The organism is Sphingomonas sp. Leaf30 (genome assembly GCF_001422525.1).
Classification (GTDB): Bacteria; Pseudomonadota; Alphaproteobacteria; order Sphingomonadales; family Sphingomonadaceae; genus Sphingomonas; species Sphingomonas aerolata.
This window is the reverse complement of record NZ_LMKZ01000001.1, coordinates 1,456,857-1,478,543: the sequence shown is the minus strand read 5'-3', so window position 1 is coordinate 1,478,543 and position 21,687 is coordinate 1,456,857. Positions and strand designations below refer to the sequence as shown.

Here is a 21,687-nt window from a genome sequence, read left to right as displayed (position 1 = left end):
AAAATACCGACACTCGCATAACCTCCCTCGCGGAAGGCTTGGAGCATCTGGTTGTTTGCGACCTCAGCAACCAGACCGTGTGGCCGTTCGCTGCGGTGGCACCCCTCTAGGGCCCATCCGCAATCCCGTCAAACGCAAATTTCACTTTTATGGCAATTTTTGCGAACTGGCGCGTTTTGCGCCCCCGTGATCCTTGATAGGGTTCATGCCGTCGGGACCGAGGGCATCGCAGACCGACTCGCGGATCAGGCCCGGGCTATCGCCGCCGCCGGCACTAAGCCGGATCAGCGGATTCCACAGGTCGAGACTTTCAAGCGACGAACCGAGTGCTTGCCCTGAATGCTTGGTCATCCTCCCCTCGGGGGTTCTCGTTCCTGCATAATGACCAGCCTATTAACTGAACGCCGCGCCCGCTCCACTTCAGGCCAACGCACGTCATTTGCGCTACGACGTTCCGCGGCGGACAAGCTGGTTCGAAAACTGCACGACCGGCATCCCCTTTCGGCGGCCGAGGAAGTCGCACTCAAAACGTTGCTTACCGCCACGGCCGGGCAGGTGGCCGCACGCACAGTGTTGATCGACCGGGGGATGCAGCCAAGTGGGATTCATGTCCTGCTCGACGGCTGGGCGTGCCGGTACACGACGCTTGCCGACGGTCGCCGCCGGATCGTTGCCTTTTACGTTCCGGGTGACGTCTGTGATTTCGACGTCTTCCTGCTGGCGACGATGGACCAGACGATCGCAGCGGTCACGCCTGCACGGGTCGCGATGGTCGACGCCGCCATGCTGGCCGGTCTTGCGATAGACCACCCGCCCCTGACTCAGGCCTTGTGGTGGGAATCGCTCACGGCCGCTGCGATCCAGCGCGCCTGGACGCTCAATGTCGGACAACGCAGCGCCAAACAGCGCATCGCACACCTGCTGTGCGAGTTGTATCTGCGGCTGGACCGGGTCGGGCTGGTGCTGGAGAGCAGTTGTGCGCTGCCGTTGACCCAGTTCCATCTGGGCGATGCCTGTGCGCTCACGTCTATCCATACCAACCGCGCGCTGCAGGAGCTGCGTCGCGACGGCCTGTTGTCGCTCGAGGCTCGGCGCCTGACGATCCACGACTGGCCAGCGCTTGTCGACCTGGCGGCGTTCGATCCGGCCTATCTCCAATTGTCCCAAGACACGGGCACGTGCGGCGATCGCGAGGCCGGGCCGGACCTGATTGCAATTGCCCCGCAGTCCGACGAGGAACGGTTCGATCCAGAAAATGGGGGGTCACGTTGCGCAGGCCTTGGGTAAACGGCCAACCGCACGATACCCGGCTCTGTGCCCGGGCCAGCGGCTGTTACGCGCCGCCTGCCTCCGTTTCGTGTGCTCGAACGTAGACTTTCAAAGACGCCTCCGCGCACGTCCAGCCGTTGCGACGCTTGCATGCACGATTCCCCCGCCGCAGGCAGTCTAGCGTCCGACGGCGTTACGACGGGCCATCTTTGAGCGGACGGGACCCAGCCCGCCCGGTCAACGGTAGCCAGACCTACAGGCGGAAGGACAGCGACGCGACATAGGTCCGACCGTTCTTGTAGAAAGCGGTAGGCCGGTCGGGGGTCGCATTATATTGGCGATAGGTCTCGTCCAGCAGGTTCTGCGCGTTGAGCGATAGCGTGACCTGCTTGGTCAAGTTGAACCCTGCCGACAGATCGAGCTGGTTATACGCGGCGACCATTTCGCGCGCGCCAAGACGGCCAATCGTGCGGAAATATTTCGTCCGGTAATTGTAGCTCAACCGCGCCTGGAACGGTCCGCTTTCGAAATAGGGGATCACGTTGACGGTGTGCTTCGACAGATAGGGCAGGTTGAGATCGGCGCCCGACGCGTCGGTCGAGGAGGTCGTGCTGTCCTGATAGGTATAATTCGCCTGGAGCCCGAACCCGCCCCAGATCTCGCTCTGCCCGGACACGAGTATGCCGTTCACCTTCGCCTTGCCACCGTTGATCGGCTGCGAAACACTGTAGTTGTTCTCCAGCCGCCCGGTCAGCGAATTGAACAAAGTCACCCCCTCGGTCCGGGTGGTGATAATGTAGTTGCTGATGTCGCGACGGAAGGCCTCAACCGCGAGCAGGCTGCCCGGACGCGGGTAGAATTCCGCGGTCAGCTCGTAATTGGTCGACTCATACGGCTTCAGATTGGGATTGCCGCCACCCGCATCGCGCGTCGTATCGTTTTGCGAGATCGATGCCGCCAGATCCTGATAGCGTGGCCGCGAGATCACCTTGGCGACCGCACCGCGGAAGATGAGCGACGAACTCGCCTCATAGGCGATATTGAAGCTCGGCAGGAACTTCAGATAGTCGGTCGATGTCGTCGTCGGGGTCGGCACGGGGTTGGGGTTGGCCGCGGTCGACAGCGTCAGCGCATAGTCCGAAACGTCCTTGGTATAGACCAGCCGGCCACCGATATTGCCGCGAAAGCCGCTCTGCTCGAAATTGAGCTGCGCATAGCTCGCCGCGACGGTTTCCTTGACCCGGGTCGACGCGCCGATCTTGCGGATCAGCGGCGAATTGATCGCATTCGCCAGGATATCGATCACCGACTGTTCGGACAGGTTCAGATACTGCGTCGCGTTGCCGAGCCCGCCGCTGCCGCTGAATGTGCCGTCCGGAGTCGACGCGGTCGGCACGTTGAGCTGCGATGCAAGCTGCGACGTGGTGAGATAGGTGTTGATGCCGCGACCGTCGATGCGGTTGACATGGTCGGTGACGCGTGCGCCGAGCATCAGTTGCGTGAACGGCCCGAACGACACCGGGATCGTCGCATCATAGCCGCCGAAGATGTCGCGATCGGTCGTCACGCTGTAATCGAGCCCGCCGATCTGCGCCGCGTTCAGCTGCGTGCCGCCGATCAGCACCGGGCTGCCCTCGATCTGTGCCGGATTGTTGTTCGGGTTGGTGAAGTAGTTTGCAGGGTTGGTCGGATCGCCGGTGAAATTGACCGTCGCCGTATCGTTGGTGAAGGCATAGCTGAACGGCAGTTTGGTCTGCACGTTGAACAGATATTCGGGATTGCGCCCGCCCCTCGCCCGGCTCCAGCCACCGGCAAACGACACCTTGGCGCCGTCATCGCCTTCCCAATCCGCGAACAGGTTCAGATTGTCGGTGGTCAGCTTGGTCTTGCGGACGAGCGTGTCGAGCTGCGCACTCTGACTCGTGGCAGCACCGAAGGTCGCGGCGTTGACGACCCCGTTGCTGATATTGGCCGACTGCAGCACGTTGCCCGTCCAGGCCCCGGGAATGGTGTACATCGACTGGCTGTAATTGTCGTAATTGCCGTTGATGTGCAAACCGTTGAGCGTCAGCGTCAGCTCCGAGCTGGGGCGGTACTGCACGGTGCCGGACACACTCTGGCGCTCGCGCGTCTGCTGGAAATAGGCATAGTTGATGCCGAACGGCGACGCGGCCTTGTAGAGGTCCGCAATCGTTCCGCCGGTGATGGTGGCACCCGGGCTCTTCAGGCTGAGCGTGCCGTCCTGCGCGCGGTTGACGAACGGGCTGTTATAGGTGCCGTCCGCATTCGCCGCGGCATTGTCATAGCCGAAGAATTCCACGCCGGCGCGCGTCAGGCTCTGCTTGTCATAGGTCGCGGCGACGAGCACGCCGAACGTCTCCACATCGTTCTTCCAGCTGTACAGCCCCGAGCCGCGGACATTGCCCTTGTCCGAACGGTCGTTGTACGAATAGCCGCCCGACGCGAAGATCGAATTGGCCTTGAGCTCGAGCGGCCGGCGGGTGCGGACGATGACGGTGCCCCCGAGGCTGCCCTCCTCGATCCGCGGTTCGGGCGACTTGTACACCTCGAGCCGGTCGACGAGTTCGGGCGCGAGCAACGAATAGTTGAAGGTGCGGCTCGAAGGGTCATTGTCGTTGCCGCCCCAATCCGCCGACGCGAGCGCATGACCGTCGAGCAGCATCCGGTTCAGTGCGGGATCGGTACCAAGGATGGCGACCTTCTCGCCCTCGCCGAAGCGCCGGTCGATACTCACGCCGGGGATGTGCGACAGCGATTCGGCGACGTTGCGGTCGGGAAACTTGCCGATCGCTTCGGCGCTGATCACGTCGACCACGGCATTGGCCTCGCGCTTGACCGCGATCGCGTTGCGTAGACTACCGCGGATACCGGTGACAACGATGTCGCTGTCCGCGTCCCCCGAGGGGGTGGCCTGCGTGGGAGGTGTCTGAGCGGATACGGGCTGCTCGGCGGCGGCTGGCGGGGCGGATGACGGCGCGGTCTGTGCGCCCGCAGGCGCGATCAGCCCGGCGATCGCGCTGGCGACCACGGCGGTGGATGCGAGCAACATCTGCTTAGGAAAAACCATCGGTCAAAGCCCCTTCTCATAGGCGCCATCGCGCCATCCCGGTGCAGCCCATGCCTGCACCTGTAAATCCCGCGAATCGCCCGGTATTATTCTGGTAGCCAGGTCGATATCTAGGCGCCGTCATCTATATCAAATTCATTTTCCAAATCTATTGCGAAAATTACCTTTTTATTACCAATTCCTGGGACAGGAGCCTCTCGGTTCGGCTGCTGCCCTGTTGCCGCGCACCTAACATCAGCGAGGCCCGGGCAAGGTCCAATCGGCCACGCAAGGCGAGCCAGCGCATTGATTTGCCAAGATGGGTCACGCCGCCGCAACAAAGATCGCGCGAGGCGCGAACCCGCGGCATATTCATTCGCCCGTCGAGGAACTCGCTTAGGCTGACCGAAAATTGCTAACGCATCCTGACCCTGGAAGCCGACGCCGGGACCGACCGCGGTGGAGCAAATCCTCGCTTGCGCACGCGAAGAGTATCCGTCGCGGACCACAAATAAGGGCAACGCTACATACCAATATAGAATGTTTGTAGCTTCCAACGGACCATGCGGTTCGTGCGCGGCGGGAGGCGCCACCAGCTTTAGTAGAAGCGCTGGTCAGGCGAGCGCTGAAAATCCGCGTGGCGGAATGCTGCGCACAGAAGGGCCCTATTCATGGTGCTTGAGCCTTTGCCAAGGCATAGGGCCTGACAAACCCCGTGGTCGCGTGAATGATTGTGCGGGGGCGTGCCTACGCTTGCGCCACTCGCGGGGCAGATCGCTCGCCCTATCGCAGGATCGGCAGTGTTGCGGGCTTCCCGGGGAACCGCTCGCATGACAAGGGGTTTCTGAAATTGGCCGTTTTGGCCGTATCCCGGGAGACGATACACAATGACTGATTTTGCCGATCTTGTAGATGGATACCAGCGGTTTCGGACGTCTGACTGGCGCCGCCAGCATGACCGTTGGGAGAAATTGAAAGTCGGACAGGAACCGCGCGTCATGGTGATCGCCTGTTCGGACAGCCGGGTAGAACCCGCGCAGATCTTCGACACGTTGCCTGGTGAGATGTTCGTCGTCCGCAACGTCGCCAACCTTGTTCCGCCGTTCGAGACGGGTGGCGGCTATCACGGCGTTTCTGCCGCGGTGGAATTTGCAGTCACGCAGCTCAAGGTCGGCGAGATCGTCGTACTGGGCCATGGCCAGTGCGGCGGCTGCAAGGCGGCGCTCGCAGGCACCTTCGACAAGGCAGAGCGCGGCCAGGGTGGCTTCATCAGTGACTGGGTGCATCTGCTCGATGGCGCACGCGAGTCCGTCGCCAAGGATCACGCCGATCTGAAGTCTGAAGAGGCTCGCGAAGCGATGGAGCAGGCTGCCGTTAGGACGTCGATTGAAAATCTGCGGACCTTCCCGTTCGTCCGCGATGCAGAGGCTGCCGGCGATCTCGAGATCCGCGGCGCGGTGTTTGCAATCGACGACGGCATTCTGCGCGTGATGGACGAGAACGGCGGATTTACGCCGGCCCAGCCCCGCGCGGACTGATGCCGAGGCCGGGCCGGCGAAAGCGTCGTCGGCCCGGCGGATCCTTAGTTTAAACCTCACCTGCTGGTCGTCGCGCCTCCTCGCAAATAGTCACGGGAAACCGAGACTGTACGCGGGTTGCGGCCCGTCAGATTAGGGCGCTATGTTGCAGGCTTCTGACTGGAGGTCCTATGACGCGCCTTGCCTTGGTTATCGCTGCCGGCCTGTCGGCCGCCACAGCGGCATATGCCGCACCCGATCCCGCGCCGAGCGCCGCTCTCGTCGCGGCGACCAAAGCCGGGACGCGAACGCCCGCGACGATCGCGCGCGACGCTTTCCGCCACCCCGCCCAGACGCTGGCGTTTTTCGGTGTGAAGCCTGGTGACACGGTCGTCGAGGTCTGGCCCAGCGGCGGCTGGTATACCGAGATCCTTGCGCCCTATCTCGCGGCCCGCGGCACGCTTTATGCCGCTGCGCCGAGCGAGAAGGGTCTCGCAGCTGTCCGGGCGAAGCGCCAGGCGATGCCCGAAGCCTATCGCGCGCTGCGCTATGCCATGTTCCCGGCAGTCGCCGGCCAGCCGACCGTTCCCGCAGGCTCGGCGGACGTCGTGCTGACCTTCCGCAACGTGCACAACTGGCGGTTCGGGGCCGCCGATCAGACCCAGGCCGCGTTCGACCAGATGTTCGCGATGCTCAAGCCCGGCGGCACGCTTGGCCTTGTCGAACACCATCTGCCCGAAGCGTCGGGCAAGATCGAGGAAGGCAAGAGCGGCTATATGAAGCGGTCTTCGGTCATCGCCTATGCCACCAAGGCAGGATTCAAGCTGGCAGGCGAGAGCGCGGTGAATGCGAACCCGAAGGATACGCATGACTATCCCAAGGGCGTGTGGACCCTGCCGCCCAATTACGCCGAGGGCGATGTTGGCCGCGCGCGCTATGCCGCGATCGGCGAAAGCGACCGGATGACGCTCAAGTTCGTCAAACCCCGTTGATCGCCGCGCAGAGTGTCACCCGCCGCATCCAAGATTTGGAAGCGGCGGGCTACACTGTTACGACACCCGTGTGACCGCCACCCCACTCCGTTTCCTCGAACGTCTGCCGCTGCTATGGGATCGCCGCGCCATCGCGTACGGCGTTGCGGTCGCCCTCTCCATCGCTGCCTGCGCGATCCGGATCGGCGTCGATCACCTGCTGCCGCCCGGTTTTCCGTTCCTGACCTTCTTCCCGGCGGTCATCATCTCGTCCTTCCTGCTCGGGCGCGGTCCCGGTTCGGCGGCTGCGCTGCTGTGCGGTGTGCTGGCCTGGTATTATTTCATCGCGCCACGCCAAGGGTTCACACTCGGCGTCGATACCGCGGTGGCACTGCTCTTCTATGCCGCAGTCGCTGCCGTCGACATCGCGCTGGTCCACTGGATGCAGCAGGCCAATCACCGGCTGCGCGACGAGCGCGAACGCAACGCCGACCTTGCGCTGCGCAGCGGGCTGCTGGCTGATCGGACCGAGGTGCTGTTCCGCGAATTGCAGCACCGCGTATCGAATAATCTCCAGATGATCGGGGCCGTCCTCGCGTTGCAAAAGCGCGGTATCGCCGACCCTGCCGCGGCTCTTGCGCTCGACAATGCAGCGACCAAGATCACGCTGATCGGCCGGATCCAGCGGCAGCTTTACGATACCAGCGGATCGCTGATCGCGCTCGACCAGTTCCTCCACCAACTGACTGCCGACGTGATCGAGGCGGGCGGCAATCCCGGTATCGTCCACTCCGTTTCAGCACCGCCCGGCGTCATGCTCCCCCCCGACGCGCTGATCCCCGTTGCGCTGATCATGGCGGAGGCGATCGCCAACGCCATCGAGCATGGACTGGTGGGACGCGATCATGGCAGCATCCGGGTCGATCTCGTCCAGACCGCCACGGGGTTGCAACTCTGCGTGACCGACGACGGCGCCGGACTGCCCGAGGGATTCGACACGCGCAGCTCGACGAGCCTCGGCCTGAAAATCGCCACCACGCTAGCGCGACAGCTCGGTGGCAGCTTCGACGTCAGAAGCGCCGATCCGGTCGGCGCACAAAGCGTGCTGACCATTCCCCATTCCCCCGCAGGACAGCCCCCTACCCCATGATCATCCGCAGCGACGAATTCATCGATATCCCTCGCATCGCCAGCGGCACTCCTTCGGATGATGCCATGCCGTCACCAGGCGGCGTCATGCGCACGCACCTGTTCCGCCCCGCGGTCGAGGGACGCTATCCCGGCGTTCTACTGTTCTCGGAAATCTACCAGGTCACGGATCCGATCCGCCGACTCGCCGCCTATGTCGCCGGTCACGGCTTTTGCGTCGCGGTGCCCGAGGTCTATCATGAGTATGAGCGACCCGGGACGGTTCTGCGCTACGACGCGGCCGGCACCGATCGCGGCAACGCGCTGAAGGTCACGAAACCTGTTCATGCCTTTGACGCGGATGCGGTCGCAGCGCTCGACGGCCTTGCTGCGCATCCCGCCTGTACCGGGCGGCTTGCGACGATGGGCGTCTGCCTGGGGGGACATCTCGCCTATCGCGCCGCACTCGATCCCCGCGTTGCAGCGGCTGCATGCTTCTACGCGACCGACATCCACGGCGGAACGCTCGGTGCGGGCAAGCAGGATGATAGTCTGGCGCGCATGGCAGAGCTGAAGGCGGAAACGCTGTTCATCTGGGGGCGGCAGGACCCGCATGTCCCGTTCGCCGCGCGCGAGACGATCCGCGCGCGACTGGAGGCGGTCGGTGCCACTTATGGCTGGCTAGAGGTCAACGGCCAGCACGCGTTTTTGCGTGACGAGGGACCACGCTATGATCCCGCCCTGTTCGCCCAGACGCTGAACGCGGTCATCGCTCTATTTAACCGCACCCTAGCCGGATGACGGCCCACCGCCGGTCAGCCGGCTAGGCGCCTCGCGGGCTCCGACGCAGGAGGCTCAGCGCGGCCACAACCGCGCTGCGCCGCGCACGCCCGAGGAATCACCCCAACGGGCCGGCACCACCTGCCCCTTCCAGTCGCCACCGAAGCTGTAGCGATCGATCACCGCGGGAAGCCGGGCGTAGATCGCCTCGACATTCGACATGCCGCCGCCGAACACGAAGACGTCCGGGTCGACGATATTGGCGATCATCGCCAGCGCGCGTCCGAGCCGATCGACATAGGCGTCGAGCGATGCGACCGCGTCGGCTTCGCCGTGTCGCGCGGCCTCGACGATCGCGGCGCCGTCGAGCATCTGCCCGGACCGGGCGGCATGATCCTGCCGGAAACCGGTCCCCGATATCAGCATGTCGAGACACCCGCTTTGTCCGCACCAGCATGACGGACCGGGATATTCCGCCGCGGTCATCCACGGAAGCGGGACATGGCCCCATTCGCCCCCCACGCCGTTCGCGCCCTCGACGATGTGGCCGTCGACGACCAGTCCGCCTCCGACGCCGGTCCCGACGATCACCGCAAAGGCGGACCGCGCGCCGGCTGCCGCACCGTCAACCGCTTCGGACAGTGCCATGCAATTCGCGTCATTGGCCATCCGGACCTGACGGCCGAGCGCAGTCTCCAGATCCTCGCGAAAGGCGCGGCCGTTGAGGAAGGTGGCGTTGGAGTTGCGCATCAGCCCGTCGCGCGGACTGATCGATCCGGGCGTACCGACCCCGATCGAGCCCATGGCGCCCGCCTCGCTCTCGGCGCGAGCGATCAGGTCGCCGATCGTCCCGATGGCGTCGCCGTAATTTCCCGGGTTCGGGCTGCGCACGCGGGCAAGGAACTGACCGTCGGCGTCGAGGGCCGCTGCCTCGATCTTCGTGCCGCCGACATCGATACCGATCTGGATCACTGCATCTCTCTCTGACTTTGGTTTGGAGGCACCCTGCCCGCGAGAAAGATAAAGTCAATTTGCTTTAACAATCAGCCCTTGATCAGGATGGCGTCCGACGGCAGGATCCGGTCGAGAAACGGCAGGATCGCAGCGCCCACGGCGGGCGCATCGCGCGACAGTGTGGCGCGCCGGATCGGTGCACGCGCCGGGATCGTCGGCGCCGCCGCGATCAGCTTGCGCGTCGTTTCCGACGCCAGTCGGTCGAGCACCAGGTCGGGGAGACGTCCGCCGATCAGCACCGCGGCCGGGTTGATCAGGCAGTTGACGGCGGTCAGCGCGGGCACGAGCGCGCTTGCGCACTCGTCGACCCATGCATCAAGTGTCGCACCGAACTGTTCGGCAACGTCCAGCGCCGGGTCGAACGGCGTGGTCAAGCCAGCCTGTTCAAGCCGCGCGGCGAGCGCGGACAAGGACACCACGTCCTGAAGCACCTGTCCCGGCATACCCGTCAGCGGCAGAAAGCCGAGTTCGCCGCTCCGCGCGTCGGCGCCGCGGTAATAGGAGCCGTCGATGACGACCCCGCCCCCGAGCCCTGCGCTGACCAGAATGTAGAAGAAGCTCGCATGGTCGAGCCCGCCGCCGAACTGCGCCTCGCCGATCGCCGCCGCCGCCGCGTCATTGTCGATATGCACCGACCATGGAACGACACCGGCGAGCAGCGCCTGGAGGTCGACAGCGCCCCAGCATTCATAGCCCGCCGGACGATGCGGCAACGCGACCTGCCCCAGATCGTCGGGCAACGCCACGCCGACGCCGAGGATACGGTCGGCGCGCAGCACGTCTGATCGCCGGATCTCGGCAATCTCCTTGCCGACGATACCAATGATGTCGTCGGGCATCGCGAACGCGATCTGCTGTGTGAACCGGGACCGAACCTGCCCCGCCAGATCGAGCGATACGAGCGTGACGTGATCACGGTCGATGTTCAGCCCGATCGCGAAGCATCCATCGGGGTTGATCCGCAATCGCACCGCCGGCTGGCCGCGTCCGCCCTTGCGGCGCCCGGCATCGACGATGAGATCGGCCTCGAACAGGCGCCCGGTGATATTCGCGATCGTCGGCGCGGTGAGGTTGGTCATCGTCGCGATCTCGGTCCGGGTGATGTCCGGATTTCGACGGATGACCTGGAGCACGACGCGCTGGTTATAGTCGCCGGCCCGTTCGAGATTGGTGCCCGACAGGCTTGGGCCGAGCCGGACCGCGCGTTCCTCCGCAGTCACCCCGCCACCGGCATGCGGCTCGAAATCCGAGAAATCCACGGCTTGCTCCCTCCCCGGAACGTCGAGGCGCGCATCGATGTGACTTCGCGCGCCGCCCCGTCAGTCGTGCGTGCCGACGGCCCCAAATGCGATCCTATAGTCCGACATCCACACCAGCCGGTCAATTGAATATGCCAAGTTGGTTATATCTCCGCACCGGAAACCACACCGGGTTGGCACGACGCCGTGCACACGGCCGCGAACAAGCCACGTCGCGCAGTTGCAAAGCCTGTGGTATCGCGCCGCAATTCAACCATTTGGAAAGATCGACATCGATGATTACACGGCTCGAAGATCTGGAGCGGGTCCGCGCCGAAAGCCGGTCGCTTGTCACCCGGCGATCCTTGATGTCGGCGGGCGCCGCGGTCGTTCCGATTCCGGGCGTCGACCTGGTCGCGGATGTCGGCCTGTTGACGACCCTGCTGCCGAAGATCAGCGAAATGTTCCAGCTCGATCACGAACAGGTGCAAAAGCTCGAGCCGCATCTCGCGCAGCAGGTGCTGGTGATGGCGTCGAGCATGGGTAACAACGTGATCGGCCGCATGGTCACCAAACGGGTGGTCGCCGCGCTGCTGCGGCGCGTCGGTGCGCGGGTCGCGGCGGGATCACTTGCCAAATATGTACCGTTCGTCGGTTCTGCCTTCGCCGCCACGATCAGCTTCGGCGCGATGAAGCTGGTCGGCAACGCGCATATCGAGGATTGCTACAAGACGGCGCTGGCCTTGCTGCCCGCGTCGGGGCAAATCGCTCCGGTCTCGACCCCGGCGGGCGGTATCGCACGCTGACCCGGCGCACGCAGCGCCCCACGAAGAGGACCGACACATGGCGAAACAATATTGGGCACAGTTGATCGATTTCGAAGAGGAGATGCAGTCCGCGTGCATCTCCGGCGCGACCGATCACGAGGATGCCGCCGAGACGCTCATCTCCGACTTTGTTGGGCAGATGGGTGGAGAAATCACCAAGGGCGCTGTGCGCGTCTGGGTGCAGGGCGAAAACCGCGAGAAGGTCTATGACTGGACCGTCGACCTGATCATCCCAGAGGATGACGGCACGCACGGCGGCGACGAGGATGAAGAGATCGAGGTCGAGGCCGAGATCGAGTTGATCGAACGCACCTGACGCCCCCGCGCCAATCAGGCACCCCGTGCACCGTGGCGTACGGGGTGCCCTGGCTTGAGCCGCAACAGATTAGCTCGGAGCGCCCTCGCCGCCGTTGAACCCGCGCTCTAGAATCTGTGCGACGAGCCGATCGCGTGAGCGCGCGGTGCGCTCGCCCAGGACGACGGCGATCAGTCGGCGGTTGCCGCGCTTGGCCGATGCCGCCAGATTGAACCCGGCCTCGACCGTATAGCCGGTCTTGATGCCGTCGAGTCCGTCGAAGGCGCCGAGCATGTGATTGTGGTTCTGCAACTGCCGTCCAGCCCAGCGAAACGACCGGGTGCTGAAATAGGCATAGCGATCCGCATGCTGGTCGATCAGTGCCTTGGACAACATGGCCATGTCGGTCGCGGTCGTGAGATTGGCGCCGGGCAATCCGGTGACGTTGGTGAACAACGTGCGCCGCATGCCGAGCGTCCGCGCCTTCGCAGTCATCCGCCGCGCGAAGCCGGCTTCGCTGCCACCCAGTTTTTCGGAAAGCGCTACCGCCACGTCATTGGCCGAACTCACCGCGATCGCCCGGATGGCTTCGCCGACCGTCAGTCCGGCACCGGGCCGCAGACCGAGCCGTGACGGCGGCTGGTTCGCCGCGGCCCGCGAGAATTTGACGGTGTCGGACAGCTGCAGCTTGTTCGCGTCGAGCGCGTCGAACGCCAGGAACAACGTCATCATCTTGGTCAGCGACGCGGGTCGACGGACCAGATTGGCCCCTTGCGCATATAATACCCGGCCATCGCGCGCATCGATCAGGATGGCCGACACCGTCCGCGCCGCCGCCGGCGATGGCGCGGCGAGCACCGGTTCCGCCAAAGCCGGAACCGCCATTGCCGTCCCGGGAATCGCCGCCAGCGGAACCGGCGCGGCGCGGCTCGCCACCCCGGCGGGCGACGCCGTCGATACCGCAGACGACATGGGCAGAACCAGCGTGGCCAGCGCCGCCAGCACGGCCGGGATACGGCGCTGATAGGCGCCGGTCGGCATCAGCCTCACTGCGGCTCCATCTCGTTCGTGGCGGGCACGTCATCGGCGGGTTCGCTCGCGCTGCTGCCGTCGCGGCGGACGCGCGCAGTCATTCCCGTCGCATCGGCATCGTCCTGCATCTGAACGTCCGGCGCGATTTCCGGAGCGGGCGGTGCCTCGGCTTTCACCTCTGCAGGGGCGGGCGCAGGCGCTTCCTCGACCACCGCCGGCGCTTCGGCTTCAGCCGGGGCCTCTTCCTCATACGCGCTGTTTTCGGTCACGGGTGCGGTGTCCGGCTCGGACGGGGAACAGCCGCCGAGCGCGGTCGCGAACAGGCTCGCGCCGAGCGCGAAGCGGATCGCATGTGTCTTGGTCGTCATGGTCATGTCCCTCATCGTGCTGCCATCGCCTGCGCCGCCGACCGTGCCTCGATCTTGGAGGCCAGTGTCGAATCCCAGCTATAGGGATCCGCGCGGAAGTTCATCTGGCCGTTACCACTGGCGAATGCCGTCCAATAGAGGAGATAAACCGACACGGGCTTGCTGAGCCGCGCCCGCACCGTCGCGCCCTTGTCGACCGTCGCCGCGACCATCTCGGGGGTCCATTGCGGATCACCCGCGAGCAGGAGGTTGGCAAGCTCGGCGGGCTTTTCGAGCCGGACGCACCCGTGGCTCGCCAGACGGCTGAAGCTCGCAAACTTCGCGCGTGACGGGGTGTCGTGCAGATACACCGAATAGGGATTGTCGAAATCGAACTTGTACCGCCCCAGCGCGCTCTGCGTACCAGCGGCCTGCTGCAGCCGCGTGCCGCCGATCACCTTGAAGCCATTGCGCTTCAGGTATCCCGGATTGGCCTTTTCCTTCGGCCACAGTTCGCGCGTCGCGATCGAGGTCGGGACGTTCCAGGGCGGGTTGATCACGACGCTGTGGATCGTCGAGGTCAGCATCGGCGTCTCGTCGCCCGGCCGCCCGGTGACCGCGCGCATCGAGGTGATCGGCCGGTCGCCGTCGAATACCGTCAGGACCGCGGCGGCGATGTTCACCTGGATGCGATCCTTGGGCAGCTCCTGCGGCAGCCAGCGCCAGCGCTCCATGTTCGCCATGATCTGGCGGACGCGATCGGTTGCCGAGACGTTCAGAGCGCCCAGCGTCTGCCCCGACACGATCCCGCTCGGATTGAGTCCGTAGCGCCGCTGCGCGCGACGTACGCCCTCGAGCAGCGCGGCGTCGAACCGGTCGCCGCCGGCCGATACGTCCTTGTCCTCGATCGCAAGGCGCTGGCGCAGCGCGGTCACACGCGGGCCCGTCGCGCCGATCGTCATGTCCGACCCACTCGCCAGCACCGACCAACCGCCCGCCGCCGCGATCGCGCGATAGCGCTCGAGCCCGGCCTTGAGCCCGTCATACCCTGAATAGGGCGGTGGCAACGCGGCGAACCACGCGGCGATCCGGTCACGCTTCACCGCATCGGCAAAGCCCGGCAGCGGATCGAAGGCGGGCGGGCGCATGCCCCAGTCCCGCTGGAAGTCGGCTTCGGACAAACGCCCGGCATGGACGGCGCGGGCATGGTCGAGCGCTTCGCGGACCAACGTGTCGTTGTCGACGTCGAGCACCAGCGCCGGCCGCGCGAGCGCAAGCCCCTGCCCCATCGTGTCCGAAGCAAGCAGCTTCTGCAGCTGCTTGACCTGGGCAACGGACAGCACCGGCATGCGAACGGTAGGAACCACTGGCGGCACCGCCATGCGCGGCGTCATCGCCTGGGCCGGAAGCGCAGGCTGGCTGGCTGGCGGGTTCGATGGGGCTACGGGCCTTTGCGGCTGGGTCTGGAACAGTTGCGGCGGCACCAGCTGCTCCTGCGGCGCTCGGGCCGAAACGGCGTCGACCGGGAGCAACAGGGCCACCACCGCGGCACCGCTCAGCATCGTGCCGAACCAGGGGGCGTTCGTCTTTGTCTTTGAAAGGCTTTGCATAGCGTCCCTATAGCGATCGCGTCCTGCGTCGCACGGGCAATATCGCCCTAGCCTGAATAAAGCCCGGACGGCGCGATATTTCCCGCCGCCTCGCCGAATATCGCAGGGCCCAACGCCCCCTTCGGCCTGGGCGCGGCCGTGCCCGTCATTTGCGCGCCGCCCGAGTTGTGTCGCGCTCCGCTGCGAACGGCTCGGACGCGTTCCAGACCGGCCATGCCGTCCCCTCGGCGACCTCGCGGCCCAGCGCATAGGCGACGCTGCCCTCCTGCGCGGCGCCGGTCATGTCCCAGCGTGCGTCGAATTCGTCGCAGGTCTGGTGATAGCATCGTGCGTTGAACCGATCGCGCATCGCCTCGCCCGCCTTCGCCCCGCCCGTCACCAGATCGCGGCCCGCGCGGAAATACACCCCCGGCACGCCCTTCTGCGCCAGCGCATAATGGTCCGAGCGGTAATACCAGCCCGCCTCGGTATTCTTCTCGGGCACGATCCGCAGCCCTTGCGCCGCCGCAATCCGCTCAAGATCGCGCTCCATCGGCGTTCGCCCGACGCCGATCAGCTCGAGATCGCGCGTCCGCCCCAGCACGACATGCGGGTCGAGATTGAACTGTGCTGCGGTCATCGCGAGCGGCAGGACCGGATGGTCGGCGTACCAGCTTGCACCGAGCAGCCCCTTTTCTTCCGCAGTCCACAGCGCGAACACGACGGAACGCCGCGGCCGGGCGGCGCCGGCATAGGCGTGCGCGATCTCGAGCAGCGTCGCGGTGCCGGTCCCGTTGTCGATCGCGCCGTTGCGGATCCGGTCCGCGGGCGGATCGAACGCGTTCTCGCCATAGGCATCCCAATGCGCGCCATAGAGAATGCTGCCCGCCGCGGGATCGGTGCCCGGAAGAAGGCCGACGACATTGTGGCTCGCGACATGCTCCATCCGCGTTTGAACACGCGCCGACAGGGTCGCCCCCTTCAATATGATCGCAGCGAAATCGGCGCGCTGTGCGGCAGCCTTCGCCGCGGCATAATCCAGCCCGGCCTGCCGCAGCAGACGGATTCCGATGTCGTTGCGCAGGTTGCCGCGCAGTCCGAACACCGCAGGCACCGTCCCGGTGTCGAGCGCATAGCCCGGTACCGCGTCGCCGTTCGCGATCTGCAGCCAGGGATAGCTGGCTGGGAACGTCTCGTGGATCGTCAGGAACGCCGCAGCGCCGCGCTTCTGCGCCTCGCTGAGCTTGGTCCGTGCGGCCGGACTTGAGGCCCGTCCCCCAAATCCCAAGTCGCGTCCCGCCTCGACATCGGGATCGCCGGCCAGGGCGACGACGATCTTGCCGCGCACATCGACGCCGCGATACGGATCATAGCCGAGCTTCGGCTCGACTACGCCATAGCCGACAAAGACGATATCGGCATGGTCAAGCGCGGTCGTGCCGACGATCCGCGACGATGCCGCGATCTCGATTCCGGGCCGCAACGCCACGGACTGATCGCCGAGATGCAGCGTGAAGGTTGCGGCATCGCGGGTCCAGCGCAGCAGGGGCACACGCTGCCGATAGCTGGCGCCGACAATGGGTTTCAGCCCGAGTTGCTTGAAGCGTCGCTCGAGGAAATCAAGCGTGACCGCCTCACCCGCCTGGGTAGGCCCGCGCCCGTGGAATGCATCCGCGCTCAGTGTCTTGACGTCCGCCGTGATCCGGTCCGGCGACAGGATGGGCGGCCGTGGATCGGCGGCGATGGCGGCGGTAGTGGCCGAGACGGTGAGCAGCAGCAGCGGCAGGAGGCGTTTCATCGGCATAACCTGCCCGCGATGTGTCACGTGCACAAGCGAACGAATGAGATCGCACGCTATTCCCGCGCCTTAGGCCGCGATCTTCAGCCCGGCAGACGAACCTGAACGCGGCGAAAGCGCGCTTCGACAAAGCTGTAGACGCCGAACAATCCCAGCCCGACGCCCGTCGCGGCCAACAGCCATTTGCCCCCCGGCTGGTCCTGCAGCATCGCCAGCGCGTCGGCCATGCCGCCAGCTTCAGTGGCGTGCGCCTGCCATGCCGCGACCGCAAAGAAGCCGGCGACGATCGTGAAGACGATTGCGCGGGCGCCATAGCCCAGCCGCCCCATCGTGCAGACATAGGAAGGCAGCGAGCCGTCATTGTGCAGGTCCTTGACGAAATCGCCTTTCCAGGCCTTTTTCGCCTGCATTACCGCCGCGACAAGGATACCGATCGCGACGGCGGCGACCAGCACGCGGCCGAACGGCACCGACAGCAGCCAGCCTGTCCAGTCGCGGGCACTCTCGTCACCCGGGGACTGCCCGCCGCCGCCCGTCCTTGGTTGCCAGGCGAGACGTGCCGCACTCCAGGCAAGGATGAGGTGGGCGATCCCGCTGACGACGTGCCCGATCCGGGTCAAGGCGCCCTTGGCGTCGCGCATGATCTGCTCCGGATCGGCGATCGCTTCGGTCAGCCGCCACACCGCGTAGCCGAGCAGCCCCGCGGCAATGACGGCCAGCAGGACGACACCTAACTGCTCGTCCGCCAGCGATCCGATCGCGCCCTGATTGTCGGCGATCGTCCCACCGCGCATCGCGGCATCGACGGCAAACCAGGCCACCAGACAATACACCAGCCCGCGCGCGGCGAAGCCGAGACGTGCGAGTTGCGTCGCACGGACATCCGAGATGGTCACCGCAAATCCCCCTGGATCATATTGATCGTTACGCCGGCTAAACCCGCCGTGCGCAGCGACGTTCCGCCGGCGGTCACGGCAGCGCCGCGGCGACGCGGGTCGACGCAGCCCGGTACCGCGCCCGGGCCGCACCGGACCGTCAGGCGTGGACCACCTCTGCGGCGTCCGCGAAGGGGACCGGAAGGCGCGCAATCGCGGGACGCGCGATCAGGTAACCCTGGCACAACCGTACCCCGAGCGCGCGCAACGCCGCCAGTTCGCCCGAAGTCTCGATTCCCTCGGCGATCGGGATGATGCCAAGTTCGTCGCACAATGCGATGACCGCGGCGACGATCGACCGCTTCACGGCGGACCCGTCGATCCCGCGGATCAACGCCATGTCGATCTTGATGACATCGGGATTGAGTTCGGCGAGCAGCCCCAGCCCCGCATAGCCCGCGCCGAAATCGTCGATCGCGGTCACGAACCCTTGCGCACGGTACGCCTCGATGATCCGCCGTACATGCGGCACGTCGCGCATGCGCTCGTTCTCAGTGAATTCGAACATCAGGTTGCGCTTGTCGAAGCCGACCCGCGCCGCTGCCCCCAGCGTCGCCCGGATACAGGCATTGGGTTCATAGACCGCGTTCGGCATGAAATTGATCGACAGCTTCACGTCCTCGCCCGGCGTGAACAGCGCGCCAGCCATCTCCACCGCGCGCACACGGCAAGCCTGATCGAACCCGTAGATCATGTCCCCCGACACCCTGTCGAGGATCGCCCCCGCGCCCGCGCCGTCGGTGCCGCGAACCAGCGCTTCATAGGCCCAGACCCGCTCCGTCGCGATGTTGACGATCGGCTGGAACGCCATCGTGAAATCGAACGGGAGCATGCTGCCGGTGCCACAGGCACCGCACGTCACACGGGTCGCCGTCTCGACTGGTGCGATCGCGTCTGCTGGAGCGCGGGATGCAGCCCGGAATGGGGCGGGGTCGATAAATGTCACTGTCGCTCCTTACCGCGCTCTGTCGGGGCCGGACGGGCATGAGAACCGGCGCGACGCCACCTCACTCCAAACTCGGTGAGGTCATTGTTAATCTACAACAATTAACAGAATGAGTAGTACTAGCTTATTATCATAGATCAAGTATCTTGTAGATGTGAGAACATGCGTCAATTTGTTGGCGGACGGCGGCGATAGCTCAGCGCTTCCGCGACATGGATCCGCGCCACATGATCGGCGCCGGCCAGATCCGCGATCGTCCGCGCGACGCGCAGTATTCGGGTATAACCCCGCGCGGTTAGCCGCATCGCCTCTGCCGCCTGTACGAGCAGACGCTGTCCCGGCGCATCGGGGGTAGCGACCGACTCGAGCAACGGACCGTCCGCTTCGGCATTCGTCCGCACGGGATGATCGCGATAGCGCTCGGTCTGCACTCGGCGCGCCACCGCCACTCGAGCCGCCACCGCTGCCGATCCCTCGCCGGCCTGGGGCAGGACGAGATCCGCCGCCGTGACCGCTGCCACATCGATGTGTAGGTCGATTCGGTCGAGCAGCGGCCCGGACACCTTGGCCTGATAGTCCGCGGCACAGCGCGGCGCCCGCGCACAGGCAAGGCCGGCATCGCCGAGATGGCCGCAACGACACGGATTCATCGCCGCGATCAGCTGGACGCGGGCGGGGAAGGTCACATGCGCATTGGCGCGGGCGACGCTGATCGTTCCCGTCTCGAGCGGCTGGCGCAGCGAATCGAGCACCGCCCGCTGGAACTCGGGCAATTCGTCGAGGAACAGCACACCCAGATGCGCCAGGCTGACCTCCCCGGGCTTCACCTTCAGGCCTCCCCCGGTCAGCGCGGCCATCGACGCCGAATGATGCGGGCTGCGAAACGGGCGGGTTCGAGTTAGCCGTCCCCCCGACAACGTGCCTGCCACTGACTGGACCATCGACACTTCGAGCGCCTCGGCGGGGTCGAGCGGCGGCAGGATCCCCGGCAGGCACGCCGCCATCAGCGATTTGCCCGACCCCGGCGGACCACACATCAATAGATTATGCCCACCCGCCGCAGCGACCTCCAGCGCACGCTTGGCGGTCTCCTGCCCACGAACCTGCGCGAGGTCAGGCCCGGCCGGCGCGACATCGACCTCGCCAGGCTGGGGCGCGCGCAGCAGGCCATGGCCTTTGAAATGGTTGATCAGCGCGAGCAGGTCGGGCGCGGCAACCACCTCGATCGACCCGGCCCAGGCCGCTTCAGACCCTTGCGAGGCCGGGCAGATCAGGCCCTTGCCCTCGTTCGACGCGTGCAGCGCGGCGAGCAGGACACCGGGCGACGCGGTGATGCGCGCATCGAGGCCGAGCTCGCCGACGACGACATAATCGGCGAGCATTTCGGCATCGATCACCCCCATCGCCGCCAGCAATGCGAGCGCGACAGGAAGATCGAAATGCGACCCTTCTTTTGGCAGATCAGCCGGCGACAGGTTCACCGCGATCCGTTTCGGCGGCAATGCCAGCCCCATCCCCGCGATCGCGCCACGGACGCGCTCGCGGCTCTCGCCGACCGCCTTGTCCGCAAGCCCGACGAGGTTGAACGCAGGAAGTCCCGGAATCAGCTGGACTTGTACTTCGACCGCGCGCGCTTCCAGCCCCAGATATGCCACTGTCGACACGATCGCCGCCATGAAAATCCCCCGCCGCGTCGCTTGTCATGGCGGATCGCCACCGTCACGCCCTATTCATACCGGATTTGACCATTGGGCAATGGCGAGCGGCACGGTGCCGTCTTGCCAACCTAACACACCGGTCCCAAATGCCTCGCGTGAACGCCGTCCGCTCCTCGACCTATCGCCTCGTCCAGCTGTTGTGCGGCGGGATGATGATCCTTGCCGCCCCCCTGCTGACACCGGTGCCCGGGCCGGCGGGGGTCTTCGTGTTTGCCGGCGGCATGGTCCTGGTGCTGCGCAACTCGCCACGGGCACGGCGACGCTGGGGCCGGCTGAAACGCCGCTGGCCGCGGGGCGGTCATTTCGTCGACCGGATGATGCGCCGGCGCAGCGCGTTGCGACGGCACGCCCGCGATCGTGCCGCCGCGGTTTCGCAGCGGATCGATTCGGCCAAGACGGAGCGGGTGAATTGACTTGTCGCCGCGCTTTGCCTAAGCGCCCACCCATCAAGGCCGTCCCCGTGGCGGCCGTTTTCTATTTGATGACCTAGGGAATGACCAATGAAGCGGACCTTTCAGCCGAGCAACCTGGTACGTGCACGCCGTCACGGCTTCCGCGCACGGATGGCCACGGTCGGCGGCCGGGCAGTGATCCACGCCCGCCGCGCCCGCGGTCGCAAGAAGCTGTCGGCCTGACCGTCGCGGCCGGCGATGCCGGCCTGACGATCATGTCGAAACGCCGCGATTTTCTCGCGGCGAATGCGGGGAAGCGCGCACCGATGCCGGGATTCGTCCTGCTCATGCGCCCCCGCGATGACGGTGACGAGACGATGCGAATCGGCTTCACCGTCACCAAGAAGATTGGCAACGCCGTCGTCCGTAACCGCATGAAACGGCGGTTGCGGGCTTTGGCGCGTGAGCTGTTGGCGGAACGCGGTGTCGCTGGCGCCGATCACGTGCTGATCGGGCGCAACGGCGGCATCGAGCGTGATTACGCGCTGTTGCGGACCGAGCTCGGCAAGGCGTTCCGCAAGGTCACGCCGCAAGCACCAGCTGCTGCTTCAGTGGATACCACCACCCCGGCGAAGGCCGGAACCCAGGTGGGAAAGCCTCTTTAATGCACCGTAGCCACTCGTCACTAGCGTCCCCCAACTGGGCCCCGGCCTATGCCGGGGTGGTCCGCAGTCTGGAATGGCGCTGTGCCGAAGGCGCGATCTTGCACCGCTTCTTGTTCTCCCACGAAGGCGGGAGTCCAGTCTCGATCCTCGCCTTCGCGG

The 21,687-nt window shown here is 65.6% G+C and carries 21 protein-coding genes; 10 read left to right on the top strand and 11 right to left on the bottom strand.

The features are described from left to right. Positions 1-147: 147 nt before the first annotated feature. The gene (locus ASE89_RS20205; protein ID WP_056675043.1) at positions 148-351 is read right to left on the bottom strand and encodes a hypothetical protein; all 204 of its coding nucleotides are present in this window, start codon (positions 349-351) and stop codon (positions 148-150) included. 30 nt (positions 352-381) lie between these two features. Here ASE89_RS20205 and ASE89_RS06940 point away from each other — a divergent pair, with 30 nt between their 5' ends. Beyond that, a complete protein-coding gene (locus ASE89_RS06940) occupies positions 382-1,287 on the top strand; it encodes a Crp/Fnr family transcriptional regulator (RefSeq protein WP_168427568.1) in 906 nt (301 codons plus the stop codon). A gap of 235 nt (positions 1,288-1,522) precedes the next feature. Here ASE89_RS06940 and ASE89_RS06935 read toward each other — a convergent pair whose 3' ends face one another. Next, positions 1,523-4,357 carry a TonB-dependent receptor gene (locus tag ASE89_RS06935; protein WP_236701637.1) on the bottom strand — a complete coding sequence of 945 codons (2,835 nt, stop codon included), beginning with the start codon at positions 4,355-4,357 and terminating at the stop codon, positions 1,523-1,525. Between the two features lie 866 nt (positions 4,358-5,223). Here ASE89_RS06935 and ASE89_RS06930 point away from each other — a divergent pair. The 4 genes from ASE89_RS06930 to ASE89_RS06915 all read left to right on the top strand — a co-directional run bounded on the left by ASE89_RS06930 (position 5,224) and on the right by ASE89_RS06915 (position 8,753). Next, a complete protein-coding gene (locus tag ASE89_RS06930; RefSeq protein WP_056675036.1) occupies positions 5,224-5,874 on the top strand; it encodes a carbonic anhydrase in 651 nt (216 codons plus the stop codon). Positions 5,875-6,044: 170 nt separating this feature from the next. Beyond that, positions 6,045-6,845 (top strand): class I SAM-dependent methyltransferase, encoded by an 801-nt coding sequence (locus ASE89_RS06925; RefSeq protein ID WP_056675034.1) that lies wholly within the window; start codon positions 6,045-6,047, stop codon positions 6,843-6,845. Positions 6,846-6,915: 70 nt separating this feature from the next. Then, positions 6,916-7,974: a sensor histidine kinase gene (locus ASE89_RS06920; protein ID WP_056675031.1), complete on the top strand. Its 1,059-nt coding sequence runs from the start codon at positions 6,916-6,918 to the stop codon at positions 7,972-7,974. 86 nt (positions 7,975-8,060) lie between these two features. Continuing rightward, positions 8,061-8,753, top strand: coding sequence for a dienelactone hydrolase family protein (locus tag ASE89_RS06915; protein ID WP_236701636.1), 693 nt, complete (start codon positions 8,061-8,063; stop codon positions 8,751-8,753). 54 nt (positions 8,754-8,807) lie between these two features. Here ASE89_RS06915 and ASE89_RS06910 read toward each other — a convergent pair whose 3' ends face one another. Both ASE89_RS06910 and ASE89_RS06905 read right to left on the bottom strand, forming a co-directional pair. Beyond that, entirely contained in the window at positions 8,808-9,704 is an 897-nt protein-coding gene (locus tag ASE89_RS06910) for an ROK family protein (RefSeq protein ID WP_056675028.1), read from the bottom strand. A gap of 71 nt (positions 9,705-9,775) precedes the next feature. Continuing rightward, positions 9,776-11,005, bottom strand: coding sequence for an ROK family transcriptional regulator (locus tag ASE89_RS06905; protein ID WP_056675026.1), 1,230 nt, complete (start codon positions 11,003-11,005; stop codon positions 9,776-9,778). 275 nt (positions 11,006-11,280) lie between these two features. On the opposite strand from ASE89_RS06905, the gene ASE89_RS06900 reads away from it, so the two are divergent. Next, on the top strand, positions 11,281-11,790 hold the full coding sequence (locus ASE89_RS06900) for a DUF697 domain-containing protein (RefSeq protein ID WP_052149412.1): 510 nt from the start codon (positions 11,281-11,283) through the stop codon (positions 11,788-11,790). A 37-nt stretch (positions 11,791-11,827) separates the two neighbouring features. Beyond that, positions 11,828-12,127, top strand: coding sequence for a hypothetical protein (locus ASE89_RS06895; RefSeq protein WP_056675025.1), 300 nt, complete (start codon positions 11,828-11,830; stop codon positions 12,125-12,127). A 69-nt stretch (positions 12,128-12,196) separates the two neighbouring features. On the opposite strand, the gene ASE89_RS06890 is transcribed toward ASE89_RS06895, so the two are convergent. The 7 genes from ASE89_RS06890 to ASE89_RS06860 all read right to left on the bottom strand — a co-directional run bounded on the left by ASE89_RS06890 (position 12,197) and on the right by ASE89_RS06860 (position 20,429). Further along, positions 12,197-13,147, bottom strand: coding sequence for a D-alanyl-D-alanine carboxypeptidase family protein (locus ASE89_RS06890; RefSeq protein WP_234387781.1), 951 nt, complete (start codon positions 13,145-13,147; stop codon positions 12,197-12,199). Between the two features lie 5 nt (positions 13,148-13,152). Beyond that, complete coding sequence (locus ASE89_RS06885; RefSeq protein WP_082446833.1) at positions 13,153-13,506, bottom strand: hypothetical protein; 354 nt, start codon at positions 13,504-13,506, stop codon at positions 13,153-13,155. 11 nt (positions 13,507-13,517) lie between these two features. After that, positions 13,518-15,095, bottom strand: a complete 1,578-nt coding sequence (locus tag ASE89_RS06880; RefSeq protein WP_236701635.1) for a L,D-transpeptidase family protein — start codon at positions 15,093-15,095, stop codon at positions 13,518-13,520. A gap of 145 nt (positions 15,096-15,240) precedes the next feature. After that, a complete protein-coding gene (locus ASE89_RS06875; protein WP_056675493.1) occupies positions 15,241-16,872 on the bottom strand; it encodes a M28 family peptidase in 1,632 nt (543 codons plus the stop codon). A gap of 83 nt (positions 16,873-16,955) precedes the next feature. Next, positions 16,956-17,768: a DUF1206 domain-containing protein gene (locus ASE89_RS06870; protein ID WP_056675024.1), complete on the bottom strand. Its 813-nt coding sequence runs from the start codon at positions 17,766-17,768 to the stop codon at positions 16,956-16,958. A gap of 139 nt (positions 17,769-17,907) precedes the next feature. Continuing rightward, complete coding sequence (locus tag ASE89_RS06865; protein ID WP_320481508.1) at positions 17,908-18,753, bottom strand: EAL domain-containing protein; 846 nt, start codon at positions 18,751-18,753, stop codon at positions 17,908-17,910. Positions 18,754-18,920: 167 nt separating this feature from the next. After that, positions 18,921-20,429, bottom strand: a complete 1,509-nt coding sequence (locus ASE89_RS06860; protein ID WP_056675022.1) for a YifB family Mg chelatase-like AAA ATPase — start codon at positions 20,427-20,429, stop codon at positions 18,921-18,923. 137 nt (positions 20,430-20,566) lie between these two features. On the opposite strand from ASE89_RS06860, the gene ASE89_RS06855 reads away from it, so the two are divergent. The 3 genes from ASE89_RS06855 to rnpA all read left to right on the top strand — a co-directional run bounded on the left by ASE89_RS06855 (position 20,567) and on the right by rnpA (position 21,528). Beyond that, on the top strand, positions 20,567-20,884 hold the full coding sequence (locus ASE89_RS06855) for a hypothetical protein (RefSeq protein WP_236701634.1): 318 nt from the start codon (positions 20,567-20,569) through the stop codon (positions 20,882-20,884). Between the two features lie 87 nt (positions 20,885-20,971). Continuing rightward, a complete protein-coding gene (gene rpmH / locus ASE89_RS06850) occupies positions 20,972-21,106 on the top strand; it encodes a 50S ribosomal protein L34 (protein ID WP_031393806.1) in 135 nt (44 codons plus the stop codon). A gap of 32 nt (positions 21,107-21,138) precedes the next feature. After that, entirely contained in the window at positions 21,139-21,528 is a 390-nt protein-coding gene (gene rnpA, locus ASE89_RS06845; protein WP_056675018.1) for a ribonuclease P protein component, read from the top strand. The last annotated feature ends 159 nt before the right edge of the window (positions 21,529-21,687 follow it).

Coding starts and splice junctions, on each gene's coding strand:
- ASE89_RS06880 (WP_236701635.1), bottom strand. CDS start 15,095: ATGCAAAGCCTTTCAAAGACAAAGACGAACGCCCCCTGGTTCGGCACG.
- ASE89_RS06925 (WP_056675034.1), top strand. CDS start 6,045: ATGACGCGCCTTGCCTTGGTTATCGCTGCCGGCCTGTCGGCCGCCACA.
- ASE89_RS06940 (WP_168427568.1), top strand. CDS start 382: ATGACCAGCCTATTAACTGAACGCCGCGCCCGCTCCACTTCAGGCCAA.
- rnpA (WP_056675018.1), top strand. CDS start 21,139: ATGTCGAAACGCCGCGATTTTCTCGCGGCGAATGCGGGGAAGCGCGCA.
- ASE89_RS06935 (WP_236701637.1), bottom strand. CDS start 4,357: ATGGTTTTTCCTAAGCAGATGTTGCTCGCATCCACCGCCGTGGTCGCC.
- ASE89_RS06915 (WP_236701636.1), top strand. CDS start 8,061: ATGCGCACGCACCTGTTCCGCCCCGCGGTCGAGGGACGCTATCCCGGC.
- ASE89_RS06900 (WP_052149412.1), top strand. CDS start 11,281: ATGATTACACGGCTCGAAGATCTGGAGCGGGTCCGCGCCGAAAGCCGG.
- ASE89_RS06860 (WP_056675022.1), bottom strand. CDS start 20,429: ATGGCGGCGATCGTGTCGACAGTGGCATATCTGGGGCTGGAAGCGCGC.
- ASE89_RS06890 (WP_234387781.1), bottom strand. CDS start 13,147: ATGCCGACCGGCGCCTATCAGCGCCGTATCCCGGCCGTGCTGGCGGCG.
- ASE89_RS06875 (WP_056675493.1), bottom strand. CDS start 16,872: ATGAAACGCCTCCTGCCGCTGCTGCTGCTCACCGTCTCGGCCACTACC.
- ASE89_RS20205 (WP_056675043.1), bottom strand. CDS start 351: ATGACCAAGCATTCAGGGCAAGCACTCGGTTCGTCGCTTGAAAGTCTC.
- ASE89_RS06885 (WP_082446833.1), bottom strand. CDS start 13,506: ATGACGACCAAGACACATGCGATCCGCTTCGCGCTCGGCGCGAGCCTG.
- ASE89_RS06930 (WP_056675036.1), top strand. CDS start 5,224: ATGACTGATTTTGCCGATCTTGTAGATGGATACCAGCGGTTTCGGACG.
- rpmH (WP_031393806.1), top strand. CDS start 20,972: ATGAAGCGGACCTTTCAGCCGAGCAACCTGGTACGTGCACGCCGTCAC.
- ASE89_RS06895 (WP_056675025.1), top strand. CDS start 11,828: ATGGCGAAACAATATTGGGCACAGTTGATCGATTTCGAAGAGGAGATG.